At 65.4% G+C, this 15,052-nt stretch carries 15 protein-coding genes; all 15 read left to right on the forward strand.

The window, feature by feature from the left end; translation table 11 throughout:
* Window positions 1-6: 6 nt before the first annotated feature.
* The 15 genes from nuoE to N2603_RS20930 are packed head-to-tail and all read left to right on the forward strand — an operon-like array spanning window position 7 to window position 15,043.
* On the forward strand, window positions 7-618 hold the full coding sequence (gene nuoE / locus N2603_RS20860; protein ID WP_211411596.1) for an NADH-quinone oxidoreductase subunit NuoE: 612 nt from the start codon (window positions 7-9) through the stop codon (window positions 616-618).
* Complete coding sequence (locus tag N2603_RS20865; protein ID WP_018642378.1) at window positions 618-824, forward strand: hypothetical protein; 207 nt, start codon at window positions 618-620, stop codon at window positions 822-824. Before nuoE ends, N2603_RS20865 begins: the two co-directional genes overlap by 1 nt.
* Before the next feature lie 15 nt (window positions 825-839).
* Window positions 840-2,165 (forward strand): NADH-quinone oxidoreductase subunit NuoF, encoded by a 1,326-nt coding sequence (gene nuoF / locus N2603_RS20870; protein ID WP_018320146.1) that lies wholly within the window; start codon window positions 840-842, stop codon window positions 2,163-2,165.
* A gap of 5 nt (window positions 2,166-2,170) precedes the next feature.
* Complete coding sequence (gene nuoG, locus N2603_RS20875) at window positions 2,171-4,246, forward strand: NADH-quinone oxidoreductase subunit NuoG (RefSeq protein WP_260390214.1); 2,076 nt, start codon at window positions 2,171-2,173, stop codon at window positions 4,244-4,246.
* Window positions 4,247-4,251: 5 nt separating this feature from the next.
* Window positions 4,252-5,319, forward strand: coding sequence for an NADH-quinone oxidoreductase subunit NuoH (nuoH, locus tag N2603_RS20880; protein WP_130366410.1), 1,068 nt, complete (start codon window positions 4,252-4,254; stop codon window positions 5,317-5,319).
* A gap of 17 nt (window positions 5,320-5,336) precedes the next feature.
* Window positions 5,337-5,825, forward strand: coding sequence for an NADH-quinone oxidoreductase subunit NuoI (gene nuoI / locus N2603_RS20885; protein WP_026232873.1), 489 nt, complete (start codon window positions 5,337-5,339; stop codon window positions 5,823-5,825).
* A 9-nt stretch (window positions 5,826-5,834) separates the two neighbouring features.
* A complete protein-coding gene (locus N2603_RS20890; protein ID WP_018642371.1) occupies window positions 5,835-6,473 on the forward strand; it encodes an NADH-quinone oxidoreductase subunit J in 639 nt (212 codons plus the stop codon).
* The gene (nuoK, locus tag N2603_RS20895) at window positions 6,470-6,778 is read left to right on the forward strand and encodes an NADH-quinone oxidoreductase subunit NuoK (RefSeq protein WP_008547737.1); all 309 of its coding nucleotides are present in this window, start codon (window positions 6,470-6,472) and stop codon (window positions 6,776-6,778) included. The genes N2603_RS20890 and nuoK overlap by 4 nt, the downstream gene beginning before the upstream one ends.
* A gap of 8 nt (window positions 6,779-6,786) precedes the next feature.
* Window positions 6,787-8,865: an NADH-quinone oxidoreductase subunit L gene (nuoL, locus tag N2603_RS20900; RefSeq protein WP_260390215.1), complete on the forward strand. Its 2,079-nt coding sequence runs from the start codon at window positions 6,787-6,789 to the stop codon at window positions 8,863-8,865.
* Window positions 8,866-10,374 carry an NADH-quinone oxidoreductase subunit M gene (locus N2603_RS20905; protein WP_018642369.1) on the forward strand — a complete coding sequence of 503 codons (1,509 nt, stop codon included), beginning with the start codon at window positions 8,866-8,868 and terminating at the stop codon, window positions 10,372-10,374. It begins immediately after the preceding gene.
* A 22-nt stretch (window positions 10,375-10,396) separates the two neighbouring features.
* Window positions 10,397-11,833 (forward strand): NADH-quinone oxidoreductase subunit NuoN, encoded by a 1,437-nt coding sequence (nuoN, locus tag N2603_RS20910; protein WP_260390216.1) that lies wholly within the window; start codon window positions 10,397-10,399, stop codon window positions 11,831-11,833.
* 1 nt (window position 11,834) lies between these two features.
* On the forward strand, window positions 11,835-12,641 hold the full coding sequence (locus tag N2603_RS20915) for a biotin--[acetyl-CoA-carboxylase] ligase (protein ID WP_260390217.1): 807 nt from the start codon (window positions 11,835-11,837) through the stop codon (window positions 12,639-12,641).
* Complete coding sequence (locus tag N2603_RS20920) at window positions 12,641-14,311, forward strand: ribonuclease J (protein WP_260390218.1); 1,671 nt, start codon at window positions 12,641-12,643, stop codon at window positions 14,309-14,311. Before N2603_RS20915 ends, N2603_RS20920 begins: the two co-directional genes overlap by 1 nt.
* A gap of 42 nt (window positions 14,312-14,353) precedes the next feature.
* On the forward strand, window positions 14,354-14,758 hold the full coding sequence (gene mce / locus N2603_RS20925) for a methylmalonyl-CoA epimerase (protein WP_260390219.1): 405 nt from the start codon (window positions 14,354-14,356) through the stop codon (window positions 14,756-14,758).
* 9 nt (window positions 14,759-14,767) lie between these two features.
* A complete protein-coding gene (locus tag N2603_RS20930; protein WP_080136915.1) occupies window positions 14,768-15,043 on the forward strand; it encodes a DUF1467 family protein in 276 nt (91 codons plus the stop codon).
* The last annotated feature ends 9 nt before the right edge of the window (window positions 15,044-15,052 follow it).

Here is a 15,052-nt window from a genome sequence, read left to right on the forward strand (position 1 = left end):
TAAGAGATGTCCGTTCGCCGATTAGCACCGAAGGAAGTCCAGCCCGCGAGCTTCGCGTTCACGGAGGAGAACCTCGCATTCGCCAAGCAGCAGATTGCGAAATATCCGGCCGGCCGCCAGGCCTCCGCGGTGATCGCGATCATGTGGCGGGCGCAGGAGCAGCATGACGGCTGGGTGTCGGAAGCCGCGATCCGCGTCATCGCCGACATGCTCGACATGCCCTATATCCGCGTACTCGAAGTCGCGACCTTCTACACCATGTTCCAGCTCGCCCCCGTCGGCAAGAAGGCCCACGTCCAGGTCTGCGGCACCACGCCGTGCCGCCTGCGCGGCGCCGAGGACCTCATCCACGTCTGCGAGCACCGCATCCATCACGAGCCCTTCCATCTCTCCAAGGACGGCAATTTCAGCTGGGAAGAGGTCGAGTGCCTGGGGTCTTGCGTGAACGCGCCGATGGTGCTGATCGGCAAGGACACCTATGAGGATCTGACCAAGGAAAGTTTTGGCAAGGTGCTCGACGGCTTCGCCTCGGGTAATCCACCCAAGCCCGGTCCGCAGAATGGCCGCCAGTTCTCGGCGCCGCTCGGCGGGCCGACCACGCTGAAGGAGATCACCTGATGCGTGGTCTCTCGCAGCCTTCGGTGCAGGGGAGCGGTGCCATGAAGAAGTGGGGCTTCATCGCGATGCATGCCGCGGTGGCGGGTGCGTTCATCTTTCTCCTGCAACGCTTCAGCCTGAACGCGTCGCTGGAATCCAGCCTGCTCTGGGCGCTGACCTTCGCCGTCTGCGCCGCCGGACTCGCCTACAAGCAGTCCAATCGTTGATCGGAAAGCACTGATATGCTCGAGGACAAGGACCGCATCTTCAAGAACCTCTACGGCCTCCACGACTGGGGGCTCGAGGGTGCGCGGCGCCGCGGCGCCTGGGATGGTACGAAGAATATCATCGACAAGGGCCGCGACTGGATCATCAACGAGATGAAGGCGTCGGGCCTGCGCGGCCGCGGCGGCGCCGGCTTCCCGACCGGCCTGAAGTGGTCCTTCATGCCGAAGGAATCGACCGACGGCCGGCCGAGCTATCTCGTCGTCAACGCCGACGAGTCCGAGCCCGGCACCTGCAAGGATCGCGAGATCATGCGGCATGATCCGCATCTGCTGATCGAGGGCTGCCTGATCGCGAGCTGCGCGATGAACGCGCATGCCTGCTACATCTATGTCCGCGGCGAGTTCATCCGCGAACGCGAGCATCTGCAGGCCGCGATCGACCAGGCCTATGAGGCCAAGCTGGTCGGCAAGGATAACGTCAACGGCTGGCCGTTCGACATCTACGTCGCGCACGGCGCCGGCGCCTATATCTGTGGCGAAGAGACCGCGCTGCTCGAAAGCCTCGAAGGCAAGAAGGGCCAGCCGCGCCTGAAGCCGCCGTTCCCGGCCAATGTCGGCCTGTTCGGCTGCCCGACCACCGTCAACAACGTCGAGTCCATCGCCGTTGCGCCCGACATCCTGCGCCGCGGCGCGGCGTGGTTCGCCGGCATCGGCCGTCCGAACAATGTCGGCACCAAGCTGTTCTGCATCTCCGGCCATGTCGAGCGGCCCTGCAACGTCGAAGAGGCCATGGGCATTCCGTTCCGTGAGCTGATCGACAAGCATTGCGGCGGCATCCGCGGCGGCTGGGACAACCTCAAGGCCGTGATCCCCGGCGGCTCGTCGGTGCGCATGGTGCCGGCCGAGCAGATCATCGACACGCCGATGGATTTCGACAGCCTGAGCAAGCTGCGCTCCGGCCTCGGCACCGCGGCCGTGATCGTGATGGACAAGTCGACCGACCTGATCCGCGCCATCGCCCGCATCTCCTATTTCTACAAGCACGAGAGCTGCGGCCAGTGCACCCCGTGCCGCGAGGGCACGGGCTGGATGTGGCGCGTGCTGACCCGCATGGCCGAAGGCCGCGCCCACAAGCGCGAGATCGACATGCTGCTCGAGGTGACAAAACAGGTCGAAGGCCACACCATCTGCGCGCTCGGCGACGCGGCGGCCTGGCCGATCCAGGGCCTGATCGCGCATTTCCGTCATGAGATCGAAGCGCGCATCGACCAGTATTCGCACAAGGCCGATGTCGACGATATCGGCGTCCGCGATCCCGTGAACATGGTCGCGGCGGAGTAAGAGACATGACCAAGCTCATCATCGACGGCAAAGAGATCGATGTCCCCGCCGAGTACACGCTGCTTCAGGCGTGCGAGGCGGCCGGCGCCGAGATTCCGCGCTTCTGCTATCACGAGCGGCTGTCGATCGCCGGCAATTGCCGGATGTGCCTCGTCGAGGTGAAGGGCGGCCCGAAGCCGGTCGCCAGCTGCGCCTGGGGCGTGCGCGACTGCCGTCCGGGCCCCAAGGGCGAGCCGCCGGAGATCTCCACGCGTTCGCCGATGGTGAAGAAGGCGCGCGAAGGCGTGATGGAATTCCTTCTCATCAACCATCCGCTGGACTGCCCGATCTGCGACCAGGGCGGCGAGTGCGACCTGCAGGACCAGGCGATGGGCTATGGTGTCGACACCAGCCGCTTCGCCGAGAACAAGCGCGCCGTCGAGGACAAGTATCTCGGTGCGCTGGTCAAGACCTCGATGAACCGCTGCATCCAGTGCACGCGCTGCGTCCGCTTCTCGGCGGAAGTCGCCGGCGCGCCCGAGATGGGCGCCACCGGCCGCGGCGAGGACATGGAGATCACGACCTATCTCCAGCACGCGCTGACGTCGGAACTGCAGGGCAACCTCGTCGACATCTGCCCGGTCGGCGCGCTGACCTCAAAACCCTATGCGTTCGCGGCGCGTCCGTGGGAGCTCGGCAAGACCCAGTCGATCGACGTCATGGATGGCGTCGGCTCTGCGATCCGCGTCGACACCCGCGGCCGTGAGGTGATGCGCGTGCTGCCGCGCATCAACGAGGCCGTGAACGAGGAGTGGATCTCCGACAAGACCCGCCACATCGTCGACGGCCTGCGCACCCAGCGCCTCGACCGGCCCTATATCCGCGAGGCCGGCAAGCTGCGCGCGGCGAGCTGGCCCGAGGCCTTCGCCGCGATCGCCGCCAAGGCGGGGCGCTCCGACGGCAAGCGCATCGGCGCGATCGCCGGCGACCTCGCCGGTGTCGAGGAGATGTTCGCGCTGAAGGACCTGCTGGCGAAGTACGGTTCGAGCAATCTGGCGGTGCAGGGCGGCGACGCCTTCGATCCCGCGCTCGGCCGCGGCTCCTACATCTTCAATCCGACCCTGGTCGGCGTGGAGCAGGCGGACGCGCTGCTCATCATCGGCGCCAATCCGCGGAAAGAGGCGGCCGTGTTCAACGCCCGCATCCGCAAGCGCTGGCGCGGCGGCGGCTTCAAGGTCGGCGTGATCGGCGCCAAGGCCGACCTGACCTATGATTACGACCATCTCGGCGCGGGCACGGAGACCCTCAGTGAGCTCGCGGCCGGCAAGCACTCCTTCATGGACGTGCTGAAGAACGCCAAGCACCCGATCATCCTGGTCGGCGCGGGCGCGGCCGCCCGTCACGATGGCGCCGCCATCCTCGCCGCCGCCGCCAAGCTCGCGCTCGACGTCGGCGCGGTCAAGGACGGCTGGAACGGCTTTGGCGTGCTGCACGAGACCGCCTCGCGCGTCGGCGCGCTCGACATCGGCTTCGCCGCAACCGCGGGCGGGCTGAACGCGGCGCAGATGACGACGTTCGGCACGCTGGACCTGCTGTTCCTGCTCGGCGCCGACGAGATCAAGGCGCCGGACGGCACCTTCGTCGTCTATATCGGCACCCATGGTGATCGCGGCGCGCACCGCGCCGACGTCATCCTGCCGGCGGCCGCCTACACCGAGAAGTCCGCAATCTACGTCAATACCGAAGGCCGCGTGCAGATGACCGGTCGCGCCGCGTTCCCGCCGGGCGAAGCCCGCGAGGACTGGGCGATCGTCCGTGCGCTGTCGGAAGCGCTCGGCAAGAAGCTCGGCTATGACTCGCTTCCCGCCCTGCGCCAGGCGATCTTCAAGGCCGTGCCGCACCTGATCCGTCTCGACCAGATCGAGGCCGGCTCCGCCGACCAGGTCAAGAAGCTGGCGGGGAAGGGCGGCTCGCCCGAGAAGGCGCCGTTCAAGCCGCTGGTCGAGGACTTCTATTTGACCAACCCAATCGCGCGTGCGTCCGCCGTGATGGCGGAATGCTCGCGGCTTGCCTCCGGGCAGATGCTGACCGCAGCGGAGTGAGCTAGATGGAATTCTTCGAAAGCGCATTCTGGACCGGTTTCCTCTGGCCGCTGATCATCATGGTCGCCGAGAGCGTCCTGGTGCTCGTCGTCCTGCTGGTGGCGATCGCCTACATCCTGCTCGCCGACCGCAAGATCTGGGCGGCGGTGCAGATCCGCCGCGGCCCGAACGTGGTCGGCCCCTGGGGCCTGCTGCAATCCTTCGCCGACCTCCTGAAGTTCGTGCTGAAGGAGCCGATCATCCCGGCCGGCGCCAACAAGGGCGTGTTCCTGCTGGCGCCGCTGGTCTCCTGCGTGCTCGCGCTCGCGGCCTGGGCGGTGATCCCGACCAATCTCGGCTGGGTGATCTCCGACATCAATGTCGGCGTCCTCTTCATCTTCGCGATCTCGTCGCTGTCGATCTACGGCATCATCATGGCCGGCTGGTCGTCGAACTCGAAATACCCGTTCCTGGCCGCGCTGCGCTCGGCGGCGCAGATGGTGTCGTATGAAGTCTCGATCGGCTTCGTCATCATCACGGTGCTGCTCTGCGCCGGCACGCTGAACCTCTCGGCCGTGGTCGAGGCCCAGCACGCGCGCGGCCTCGCCAGCCTGATCGGGCTGCCGCAGCTGACCATCCTGAACTGGTACGTCTGGCCGCTGTTCCCGATGTTCGTGGTGTTCTACGTCTCGGCGCTGGCGGAAACCAACCGTCCGCCCTTCGACCTGGTCGAAGCGGAATCCGAGCTCGTCGCCGGCTTCATGGTCGAGTACGGCTCGACGCCGTACCTGCTGTTCATGCTCGGCGAATACGTCGCGATCGTCACGATGTGCGCGCTCGCCACGATCCTGTTCCTCGGGGGCTGGCTGCCGCCGGTGGACCTGCCGCCCTTCAACTGGGTGCCGGGGATCATCTGGTTCTCGCTGAAACTGTTCTTCATGTTCTTCCTGTTCGCGATGGCAAAGGCGATCGTGCCGCGCTACCGCTACGACCAACTCATGCGACTCGGCTGGAAGGTGTTCCTGCCGCTGTCGCTGGCGATGGTGATCGTGGTGGCCGGCGTGCTGCATTTCGCCGGCATCGCGCCGAAGTGAGGGCCGTCGTCATGGGTATCAACATCAACGCCACTGCACGCTCGCTTCTGCTGTCGGAATTCGTCTCGGCGTTCTTCCTCGCCATGCGCTATTTCTTCCAGCCGAAGCCGACCTTGAACTATCCGTTCGAGAAGGGCCCGATCTCGCCGCGCTTCCGCGGCGAGCACGCGCTGCGCCGCTATCCGAACGGCGAGGAGCGCTGCATCGCCTGCAAGCTGTGCGAAGCGGTCTGCCCGGCGCAGGCCATCACCATCGAGGCCGGTCCGCGCCGCAACGACGGCACCCGCCGTACCGTGCGCTACGACATCGACATGGTGAAGTGCATCTATTGCGGCCTCTGCCAGGAGGCCTGTCCGGTCGACGCCATCGTCGAAGGTCCGAACTTCGAGTTCGCGACCGAGACCCGCGAGGAACTGTTCTATGACAAGGCCAAGCTGCTCGCCAACGGCGACCGCTGGGAACGCGAGATCGCGAAAGCGATCGAGCTCGACGCGCCGTACCGGTGAGGTGAGGGCATGATCCTTCCCGCGCTGTTCTTCTATCTCTTCGCCGGCATCTGCGTTGCCTCGGCCGTGATGGTGATTGTCTCGCGCAATCCCGTGCACTCCGTGCTGTACCTGATCCTGGCCTTCGTTAACGCCTCCGGCCTGTTCGTGCTGATGGGCGCCGAGTTCCTCGGCATGATGCTGATCGTCGTCTATGTCGGCGCGGTCGCGGTGCTGTTCCTGTTCGTGATCATGATGCTCGACGTCGACTTCCTCGAGCTGCGCGAGGGCTTCATCGAGTACCTGCCGGTCGGCCTCGTGATCGGCGGCATCTTCCTGTTCGAGCTGCTGCTCACCGTCGGCTTCTGGGTCATCAACCCCGGCGTCGCCAAGACGATCACGGCGGCGATCCCGACCAACGTCTCCAACACCGAGGCGCTCGGGCTCGTGCTCTATACGAAGTACATCCACTACTTCCAGCTCGCGGGCATGGTGCTGCTGGTCGCCATGATCGGCGCCATCGTGTTGACGCTGCGCCACAAGGCGAACGTGAAGCGGCAGGACATCAACGTTCAGAACGCGCGCACGCCCGAGATGGCGATGGCGATGCGCAAGGTGGCGCCGGGGCAGGGACTCCAGGATGCCGATGCGGCGGAGTGGGTGAAATGACGATCGGGCTCGGACATTATCTGGCGGTCGGCGCGATCCTGTTCACGCTCGGGATCCTCGGCATCTTCCTGAACCGCAAGAACATCATCGTCATCCTGATGTCGATCGAGCTGATCCTGCTCTCGGTCAACATCAACCTCGTGGCGTTCTCGACCTTCCTCGGCGACATCGTCGGCCAGGTCTTCGCGCTTCTGGTGCTCACCGTTGCGGCTGCGGAAGCTGCAATCGGTCTCGCCATCCTGGTGGTCTATTTCCGCAACCGCGGCTCGATCGCGGTTGAGGACGTCAATCTGATGAAGGGCTGAGCTCTCAAATGGTTCAGGCAATCGTTTTCCTGCCCCTGCTGGGCGCCATTCTGGCCGGCCTCATCTCCCTGGTCGGCGCGCATGCCCGCAACCCCTCGGGTGACGAGGTCGAGCATCATGGCGATCATGGTCACGGTGATGCGCATGCGTCGGCGGCCCATGATGACCATGGCCACGACGATCACGGCCATGACGACCACGGCCACGGCCCGGTCGAGCCGGCTGCTGCGGGCTCGCGCGCGGCGGAGCTGATCACCACGGGGCTGCTGTTCGTCGCGGCGGCGCTGTCCTGGATGACGCTGGTCGACGTCGGCTTCATGCACCATGACGCCCGCATCCAACTGCTGCCTTTCATCTTCTCCGGCGACCTCCAGGTCTGGTGGACCCTGCGCGTCGACACGCTCACCGCCGTGATGCTGGTGGTGGTGACGACCGTGTCCTCGCTCGTGCACCTCTATTCCATCGGCTACATGGACGAGGATCCGTACCGGCCGCGCTTCTTCGGCTATCTCAGCCTGTTCACCTTCGCCATGCTGATGCTGGTGACGGCGGACAATCTGGTCCAGCTGTTCTTCGGTTGGGAAGGCGTGGGTCTCGCCAGCTATCTGCTGATCGGCTTCTGGTACCAGAAGCCCTCGGCGAACGCGGCCGCCATCAAGGCCTTCGTGGTCAACCGCGTCGGCGATTTCGGCTTCGCGCTCGGCATCTTCGCGATCTTCATGCTGGCCGGCTCGACCGACTTCGAGACCATCTTCCATGCCGCGCCGGGCCTCACCGGCAAGACCATCAACTTCCTCGGCTGGCATGCAGATGCGCTGACCCTGACCTGCCTGCTGCTGTTCATGGGTGCGATGGGCAAGTCGGCGCAGTTCCTGCTGCACACCTGGTTGCCGGACGCGATGGAAGGCCCGACCCCGGTCTCGGCGCTGATCCACGCCGCGACCATGGTGACCGCAGGCGTGTTCATGGTGGCGCGCCTGTCGCCGCTGTTCGAGCTCGCCCCGACCGCCCAGGCCGTGGTGATGTTCTTCGGCGCGACCACGGCGTTCTTCGCGGCCACGATCGGCCTCGTCCAGAACGACATCAAGCGCATCGTCGCCTACTCGACCTGTTCGCAGCTCGGCTACATGTTCGTGGCGATGGGAGCAGGGGCCTATTCGGTCGGCATGTTCCACCTGTTCACGCACGCCTTCTTCAAGGCACTGCTGTTCCTAGGCTCCGGCTCGGTGATCTACGCGATGCACCACGAGCAGGACATCCGCAACATGGGCGGCCTCTGGCGCAAGATCCCCTACACCTATGCGGTGATGGTGGTCGGCACGCTGGCGCTGACCGGTTTCCCGCTCACCGCCGGCTACTTCTCCAAGGACGCGATCATCGAGTCCGCCTACGCCTCGCACAATCCGTTCGGGGTCTACGGCTTCCTGATGACGGTCGTCGCCGCCGGCCTGACCTCGTTCTACTCCTGGCGCCTGATCTTCAAGACCTTCCACGGCGAGCCGCATGACGAGCATCATTACGAGGCTGCGCATGAGGCCCCGCTCTGGATCCTGATCCCGATCGGCGTGCTCGCGGTCGGCTCGTTCGTCGCGGGTCTGCCGTTCAAGGAGCTGTTCGCCGGCCACGGCGTCGAGGAGTTCTTCCGCGAGTCCGTGAAGATGAACCCGCACATCATCGAGGAGATGCACCACATCCCCGAGACCATCGCCTTCCTGCCGACGGTGATGATGGTGCTGGGCTTCCTCGTCTCGTATCTGTTCTACATCCGCCGGCCCTACATCCCCGTTCGGCTCGCTCAAGAGCATCCGATGCTGTACCAGTTCCTGCTCAACAAATGGTACTTCGACGAGCTCTACGAGATCATCTTCGTCCGTCCGGCGAAGTGGATCGGCTATCAGCTCTGGAAGAAGGGCGACGGCTTCATCATCGACGGCTTCGGTCCCGACGGCGTCTCCGCCCGCGTGCTGGACGTCACCCGCAACGTCGTGAAGATCCAGACCGGCTATCTCTATCATTATGCATTCGCCATGCTGATCGGCGCCGCCGGCCTGATCACCTGGTTCATGTTCGGCTTTGGAGGCCAGTAAATGACAACCTGGCCCATTCTTTCGGTCACGACGTTCCTGCCGGCAGTCGGCGCGCTGATCGTCTATCTCAGCCGCGGCGATGACGAGGCTAGCAGGCGCAATTCGCGCTGGATTGCGCTCTGGACCACGCTGATCACCTTCGCGGTGTCGGTGATCCTGGTCATGCGCTTCGACCCCAACAGCGCCGACTTCCAGTTCGTCGAGAAGGCGAACTGGCTCGCCACCGGCATCACCTACCACATGGGCGTCGACGGCATCTCGCTGCCGCTCGTGATCCTCACCACCGCCGTGATGCCGTTCTGCATCATCGCGAGCTGGAAGGCGATCACCAACCGCGTCCGCGAATACATGATGGCGTTCCTGATCCTGGAAACGCTGATGATCGGCACCTTCTCGGCGCTCGATCTCGTGCTGTTCTACCTGTTCTTCGAGGGCGGCCTGATCCCGATGTTCCTGATCATCGGCGTCTGGGGCGGTCCGCGCCGGGTCTACGCCTCGTTCAAGTTCTTCCTCTACACGCTGCTCGGCTCGGTCCTGATGCTGCTCGCCATCATGGCGCTGTACTGGAACGGCGGCACCACTGATATTCCGACCCTGATGCACACCGCCGTGCCGCGGTCCTTGCAGACCTGGGCTTGGCTTGCCTTCTTCGCCTCCTTTGCGGTGAAGATGCCGATGTGGCCGGTGCACACCTGGCTGCCCGATGCGCACGTCGAGGCGCCGACCGCGGGCTCGGTGGTCCTCGCCGCGATCCTGCTGAAGATGGGCGGCTACGGCTTCCTGCGCTTCTCGTTGCCGATGTTCCCGCTGGCCTCGCACGACTTCGCGCCGCTGATCTTCACGCTCTCGGCCATCGCCATCATCTACACCTCGCTGGTGGCGCTGATGCAGGAGGACATGAAGAAGCTGATCGCGTACTCGTCAGTGGCGCATATGGGCTTCGTCACCATGGGCATCTTCGCGGGCACCATGCAGGGCGTCGCCGGCGGCATGTTCCAGATGATATCGCACGGCATCGTCTCCGGGGCGCTGTTCCTCTGCGTCGGCATCGTCTACGACCGCCTGCACACCCGCGAGATCGCGGCTTATGGCGGCCTCGTCAACCGGATGCCGCTCTACGCGATGACCTTCATGGTCTTCACCATGGCCAATGTCGGTCTGCCCGGAACGAGCGGGTTCGTCGGCGAGTTCATGACGCTGCTCGGCACCTTCAAGGTCTCGATCCCGACCGCGTTCTTCGCCACCTTCGGCGTGATCCTGTCGGCGGGCTACGCGCTGTGGCTCTACCGCAAGGTCGTGTTCGGGGCGCTGGTCAAGCCGTCGCTGATGAGCATGAAGGACCTCACCTTGCGCGAATGCGTGACGCTGTTCCCGATGGTCGCGCTGACGATCCTGTTCGGCGTCTGGCCGAAGCCGGTGCTCGACATGTCGGCCGCCTCGGTCCAGCAACTCGTCAACAATTACAACACCGCTGTGACGGCCGTGAAGGCCGCCGCACTGCTCCAGTGATCGGGCAGGTCAGGATATCGCCATGAGCTTTTCGACTGCAGGTTATCAACTGGCGCCGGTGCTGCCCGAGCTCGTGCTCGCGGTCGGCGCCATGGCGCTTCTGATGCTCGGGGCCTATCGCGGGCAGGAGACGACCAGGACCGTCACCTCGCTGGCGGTCCTGCTGCTGGTCGTGGTCGGCGTGCTCGTCTACGCTCAGCCCGCGGGCAAGCAGGTGACTTTCGGCGGCAGCTTCATCGTCGACGACTTCGCCCGCTTCATGAAGATCCTGGCCCTGATCGGCTCGGCGGTGACGCTGGTGCTGTCGACCGAGTTCCTGTCCGATCCCTCGCGCCGCATCTTCGAATACGCCATCCTGGTGCTGCTCTCGACGCTCGGCATGATGGTGCTGATCTCGGCCGGCGACCTGATCTCGCTCTATCTCGGCCTCGAATTGATGTCGCTGGCGCTCTACGTCGTGGCCTCCTCGAACCGCGACAACGCCAAGTCGACCGAAGCCGGGCTGAAGTATTTCGTGCTCGGCGCGCTGTCCTCGGGCATGCTGCTGTACGGCTCCTCGCTGGTCTACGGCTTCACCGGCACCGTCAGCTTCACCGGTATCGCCGCGGCCGTGACGGCCTCGAATATCGGCCTCGTGTTCGGCCTGGTGTTCCTGCTCGCCGGCCTCTGCTTCAAGGTCTCGGCCGTGCCGTTCCACATGTGGACGCCTGACGTCTATGAGGGCGCCCCGACGCCGGTCACCGCGTTCTTCGCCTCGGCGCCGAAGGTGGCCGCGCTCGCCGTCTTCACCCGCGTCACGCTGACCGCATTTCCGGGCATCGTCTCGCAGTGGCAGCAGATCCTGGTGTTCGTGGCGATCGCCTCGATGGCGCTCGGCTCCTTCGCCGCGATCGGCCAGAGCAACATCAAGCGCCTGATGGCGTATTCCTCGATCGGCCATATGGGCTTCGCCCTGGTCGGCCTTGCCTCTGGCACGGTCGAGGGCGCGCAGGGCGTCCTGATGTACATCGTGATCTATGTCGCGATGACGCTCGGCTCGTTCTCGATCATCCTCGCCATGAAGCGCAACGGCCAGGCCGTCGAGCAGATCAGCGATTTCGCCGGTCTGTCGCGCACCAATCCGCTGCTCGCCTTCATGTTCGCGATGCTGCTGTTCTCGCTCGCCGGCATTCCGCCGCTCGCCGGCTTCTTCGCCAAATGGTACGTCTTCGTCGCCGCCATCAAGGCGAACCTGTTCACGCTCGCCGTGATCGGCGTGCTCTCCAGCGTCGTCGGCGCCTACTACTATCTGGCCATCGTCAAGACGATGTATTTCGACGAGCCGGCCGGCCAGGTCGATCCGGTGCGCGTCGAGGTGAAGACGGTGCTGGCGGTTGCGGGCCTGTTCAATATCCTGTTCGCGCTGTTCGCTGGCCCCGTGGTGAGCGTTGCCTCGGCCGCGGCAAAGTCGCTGTTCTAGGATGGGGTTCGCGCTCGGTCCTCGCGCACTTTCGGCGGGCTACAAGCTCGCCGCTTTCGAACGGACCGGCTCGACCAATACCGACGCCATCGAGCACGCACGGGCCGGCGAACGCGGCCCGATGTGGTTCGTCACATCCGAGCAGACCGCCGGCCGCGGCCGGCGCCAGCGCGCCTGGATCGCGCCAAAGGGCAATCTCGCGGCCAGCGTGCTCGAAGTCCTGGACATCGCGCCCGCGGTTGCTGCCACCATCGGGTTTGCGGCGGGGCTGGCGGAGGAGGCCGCCCTGGAGAAGGTCAGCCTCGAGGCCGCGCTGCGGCTCGGCGAGGGCCGTCCCCGCTACGCCCTGAAATGGCCGAATGACGTCCTCGCCAACGGCAAGAAGCTCGTCGGCATTGGCCTCGAGGCGGAGGCCGTCGGCGATCACCTTGCCATCGTCGTCGGCATCGGCACCAACGTGGTCGCCGCGCCCGAGGGCACGCCGACGCCCGCCGTGTCGCTGGCCGCCCTCGGCGTCCAGATCAGCGCGGAGGAGCTGTTTACGGCCTTGTCGGACGCCTGGGTCGAGTTCCGTGGCATTTGGGACAATGGCCGCGGCTTTGCCGATATCCGTAAACTGTGGCTTGAGCGCGCCGCCGGCCTCGGCGAGAAGGTCGCGATCCATACGGGGACGACGACGCTGGAAGGCATTTTCGACACCATCGACGAGACCGGCTGCCTGATCGTCCGCACCGCCGAGGGCCGGCGCGTGCCGGTGGCGGCGGGTGAAGTCTTCTTCGGCCCGGCCCGCTCAGTGGGGGCTGCGTGATGGCGAGGCCCGACGAACTGGTGTTTGCGCCGCTCGGCGGCGTCGGCGAGATCGGCATGAACCTGTCGATCTACGGCCTCGGCAACCGCCACCAGCGTGCCTGGCTCGCGGTCGATCTCGGCGTCTCCTTCGGCGACGAGGAGCATCTGCCGGGCATCGATTTGATCATGCCCGACATCAGCTTCCTGGAGAAGGAGCGCAAGAACCTGATGGGCCTCGTGCTGACGCACGCCCATGAGGATCATTTCGGCGCCATCATCGATCTCTGGCCGAAGCTGAAATGCCCGATCTACGCCACGAAGTTCAGCGCGGCGCTGTTCGAGGCCAAATGCGCCGCCGAGCGCAATGCGCCCGAGATTCCGGTGACCGTGGTGCCCTCAGGCGGCCGCGTCGATATCGGCCCGTTCAACGTCGAGTTCATTCCCGTCGCGCACTCGATTCCCGAGGCGCATGCGCTGGCGATCCACACCGAAGCCGGCATCGTGCTGCACACCGGCGACTGGAAGATCGACCCGACGCCGACACTGGGGGCTCCGACCGACGAGAAGCGGCTGCGCGAGCTCGGCGAGGAGGGCGTGCTCGCTTTGATCGGCGATTCCACCAACGCCGTGCGCGACGGCCGCTCGCCCTCGGAGGCCGAGGTCGCCAAGACCATCATCGACCTCGTCAAGTCGGCCAAGGGCCGCGTCGCGGTCACGACCTTCGCCTCCAACGTCGCCCGCGTCAAAGCCGTCGCAGACGCCGCCAAAGCCGCCGACCGCGAGGTTGTCGTGGTCGGCCGCGCCATGGAGCGCGTGGTTCAGGTCGCGCGCGAGACCGGCTATCTCGACGGCGTGCAGAATTTCCGTTCGCCCGAGGTCTACGGCCATCTGCCGCAGGACAAGGTGCTGGCGCTGTGCACCGGCAGCCAGGGCGAGCCGCGCGCCGCGCTGGCCCGCATTGCCAATGACGACCATCCCGAGATCACCCTGAACCGCGGCGACAGCGTCATTTTCTCCTCGCGCACCATTCCCGGCAACGAGAAGGCCGTCGGCTCGATCATCAACAATCTGGTGCTCCAGGGCGTCGAGATCATCACCGACCGCGACGCACTCGTCCACGTCTCCGGCCATCCGCGCCGCGACGAGCTGCGCGACCTGATCTCCTGGGTGAAGCCGCAGCTGCTGATCCCCGTCCACGGCGAGGCCCTGCATCTGCACGAGCACGCAAAGCTCGCGCGCGCCGCCGGCGTGCCGCGCGTGCTGGTCTGCCGCAACGGCGATCTCGTCAAGCTCGGCCCCGGCGATCCCGGCATCGTCGGCGAGGTGCCCTCGGGCCGTCTCTACAAGGACGGCACGATCCTGGAGGACTCCAAATCCCGTGCCGTGGTCGAGCGGCGCCGCATGGCCTTCTCCGGCTGCGCCTTCGTCGCCATCGCCATGACCGCGCAGGGCGAGCTCGTCGACGAACCCGAGATCGATCTCGTCGGCATCCCCGAGAAGAACAGGGCGGGCGAGACATTTGACGACCTGGTCTTCGATGCCGTCATGTCCACGATCGAGGGGCTGCCAAAGGCGCGCCGGCGCGATCCGGATGCCTTGGCCGAGTCGGTGCGACGCGCGGTCCGAGCCGTGATCAACGAACATTGGGGCAAAAAGCCCCCCTGTCTGGTACATGTCCTGACGGTGTAGATTAGGGCTGGTCTCCGGATCACGTCCTGAGGGAGAAGAAACATGCTGGGTCGCCTCAACCACGTCGCGATCGCGACCAAGGACGCCGTCAAGGCCGCCAAGATCTACGGCGCGGCATTCGGCGCCCAGATTTCCGAGGCCGTGCCGCTGCCCGAGCACGGCGTCACCACCGTGTTCGCGACACTGCCCAACACCAAGATCGAGTTCATCGAGCCGCTTGGCGAGGCCTCGCCGATCGCAAAGTTCCTGGAGCGCAATGCCGACGGCGGCATCCACCATGTCTGCTACGAGGTCGTCGACATCATCCACTCGCGCGACACGCTGGTGAAGGAGGGCGCGCGGGTGCTCGGCGACGGCGTGCCCAAGCTCGGCGCCCATGGCAAGCCGGTGCTGTTCCTGCACCCGAAGGATTTTTCCGGCGCGCTGGTCGAAATCGAGCAGGCGTAAGGCCGCCCCATGGCCATCCAGATCTCGACCGCGCTTGCGATCTACTTCGTCATCTGGTGGATCGCGCTGTTCCTGACGCTGCCGTTCGGCGTGCGCAGCCAGCACGAGGACGGCGTCGGCGCCCCCGGCACCGACCCCGGCGCGCCGATCCTGACGCGGATGGGCCGCAAGCTGATCTGGACCACGATCATCTCGGCCGTCATCTACGGCCTCGGCATGGTGGCCTACCATGCCGGCTATCTCTCGATCGAACGCCTGTCGAAAATGATGGGCATGCCGTTTTAGAGGTGTAAG

It is taken from the genome of Bradyrhizobium huanghuaihaiense, assembly GCF_025200885.1.
GTDB lineage: Bacteria > Pseudomonadota > Alphaproteobacteria > Rhizobiales > Xanthobacteraceae > Bradyrhizobium > Bradyrhizobium huanghuaihaiense.

Excerpts from the sequence above, each read along its gene's own strand:
- nuoE (WP_211411596.1), top strand. The coding sequence starts at position 7 with ATGTCCGTTCGCCGATTAGCACCGAAGGAAGTCCAGCCCGCGAGCTTC.
- N2603_RS20865 (WP_018642378.1), top strand. The coding sequence starts at position 618 with ATGCGTGGTCTCTCGCAGCCTTCGGTGCAGGGGAGCGGTGCCATGAAG.
- nuoF (WP_018320146.1), top strand. The coding sequence starts at position 840 with ATGCTCGAGGACAAGGACCGCATCTTCAAGAACCTCTACGGCCTCCAC.
- nuoG (WP_260390214.1), top strand. The coding sequence starts at position 2,171 with ATGACCAAGCTCATCATCGACGGCAAAGAGATCGATGTCCCCGCCGAG.
- nuoH (WP_130366410.1), top strand. The coding sequence starts at position 4,252 with ATGGAATTCTTCGAAAGCGCATTCTGGACCGGTTTCCTCTGGCCGCTG.
- N2603_RS20890 (WP_018642371.1), top strand. The coding sequence starts at position 5,835 with ATGATCCTTCCCGCGCTGTTCTTCTATCTCTTCGCCGGCATCTGCGTT.
- nuoK (WP_008547737.1), top strand. The coding sequence starts at position 6,470 with ATGACGATCGGGCTCGGACATTATCTGGCGGTCGGCGCGATCCTGTTC.
- nuoL (WP_260390215.1), top strand. The coding sequence starts at position 6,787 with ATGGTTCAGGCAATCGTTTTCCTGCCCCTGCTGGGCGCCATTCTGGCC.
- N2603_RS20905 (WP_018642369.1), top strand. The coding sequence starts at position 8,866 with ATGACAACCTGGCCCATTCTTTCGGTCACGACGTTCCTGCCGGCAGTC.
- nuoN (WP_260390216.1), top strand. The coding sequence starts at position 10,397 with ATGAGCTTTTCGACTGCAGGTTATCAACTGGCGCCGGTGCTGCCCGAG.
- N2603_RS20915 (WP_260390217.1), top strand. The coding sequence starts at position 11,835 with ATGGGGTTCGCGCTCGGTCCTCGCGCACTTTCGGCGGGCTACAAGCTC.
- N2603_RS20920 (WP_260390218.1), top strand. The coding sequence starts at position 12,641 with ATGGCGAGGCCCGACGAACTGGTGTTTGCGCCGCTCGGCGGCGTCGGC.
- mce (WP_260390219.1), top strand. The coding sequence starts at position 14,354 with ATGCTGGGTCGCCTCAACCACGTCGCGATCGCGACCAAGGACGCCGTC.
- N2603_RS20930 (WP_080136915.1), top strand. The coding sequence starts at position 14,768 with ATGGCCATCCAGATCTCGACCGCGCTTGCGATCTACTTCGTCATCTGG.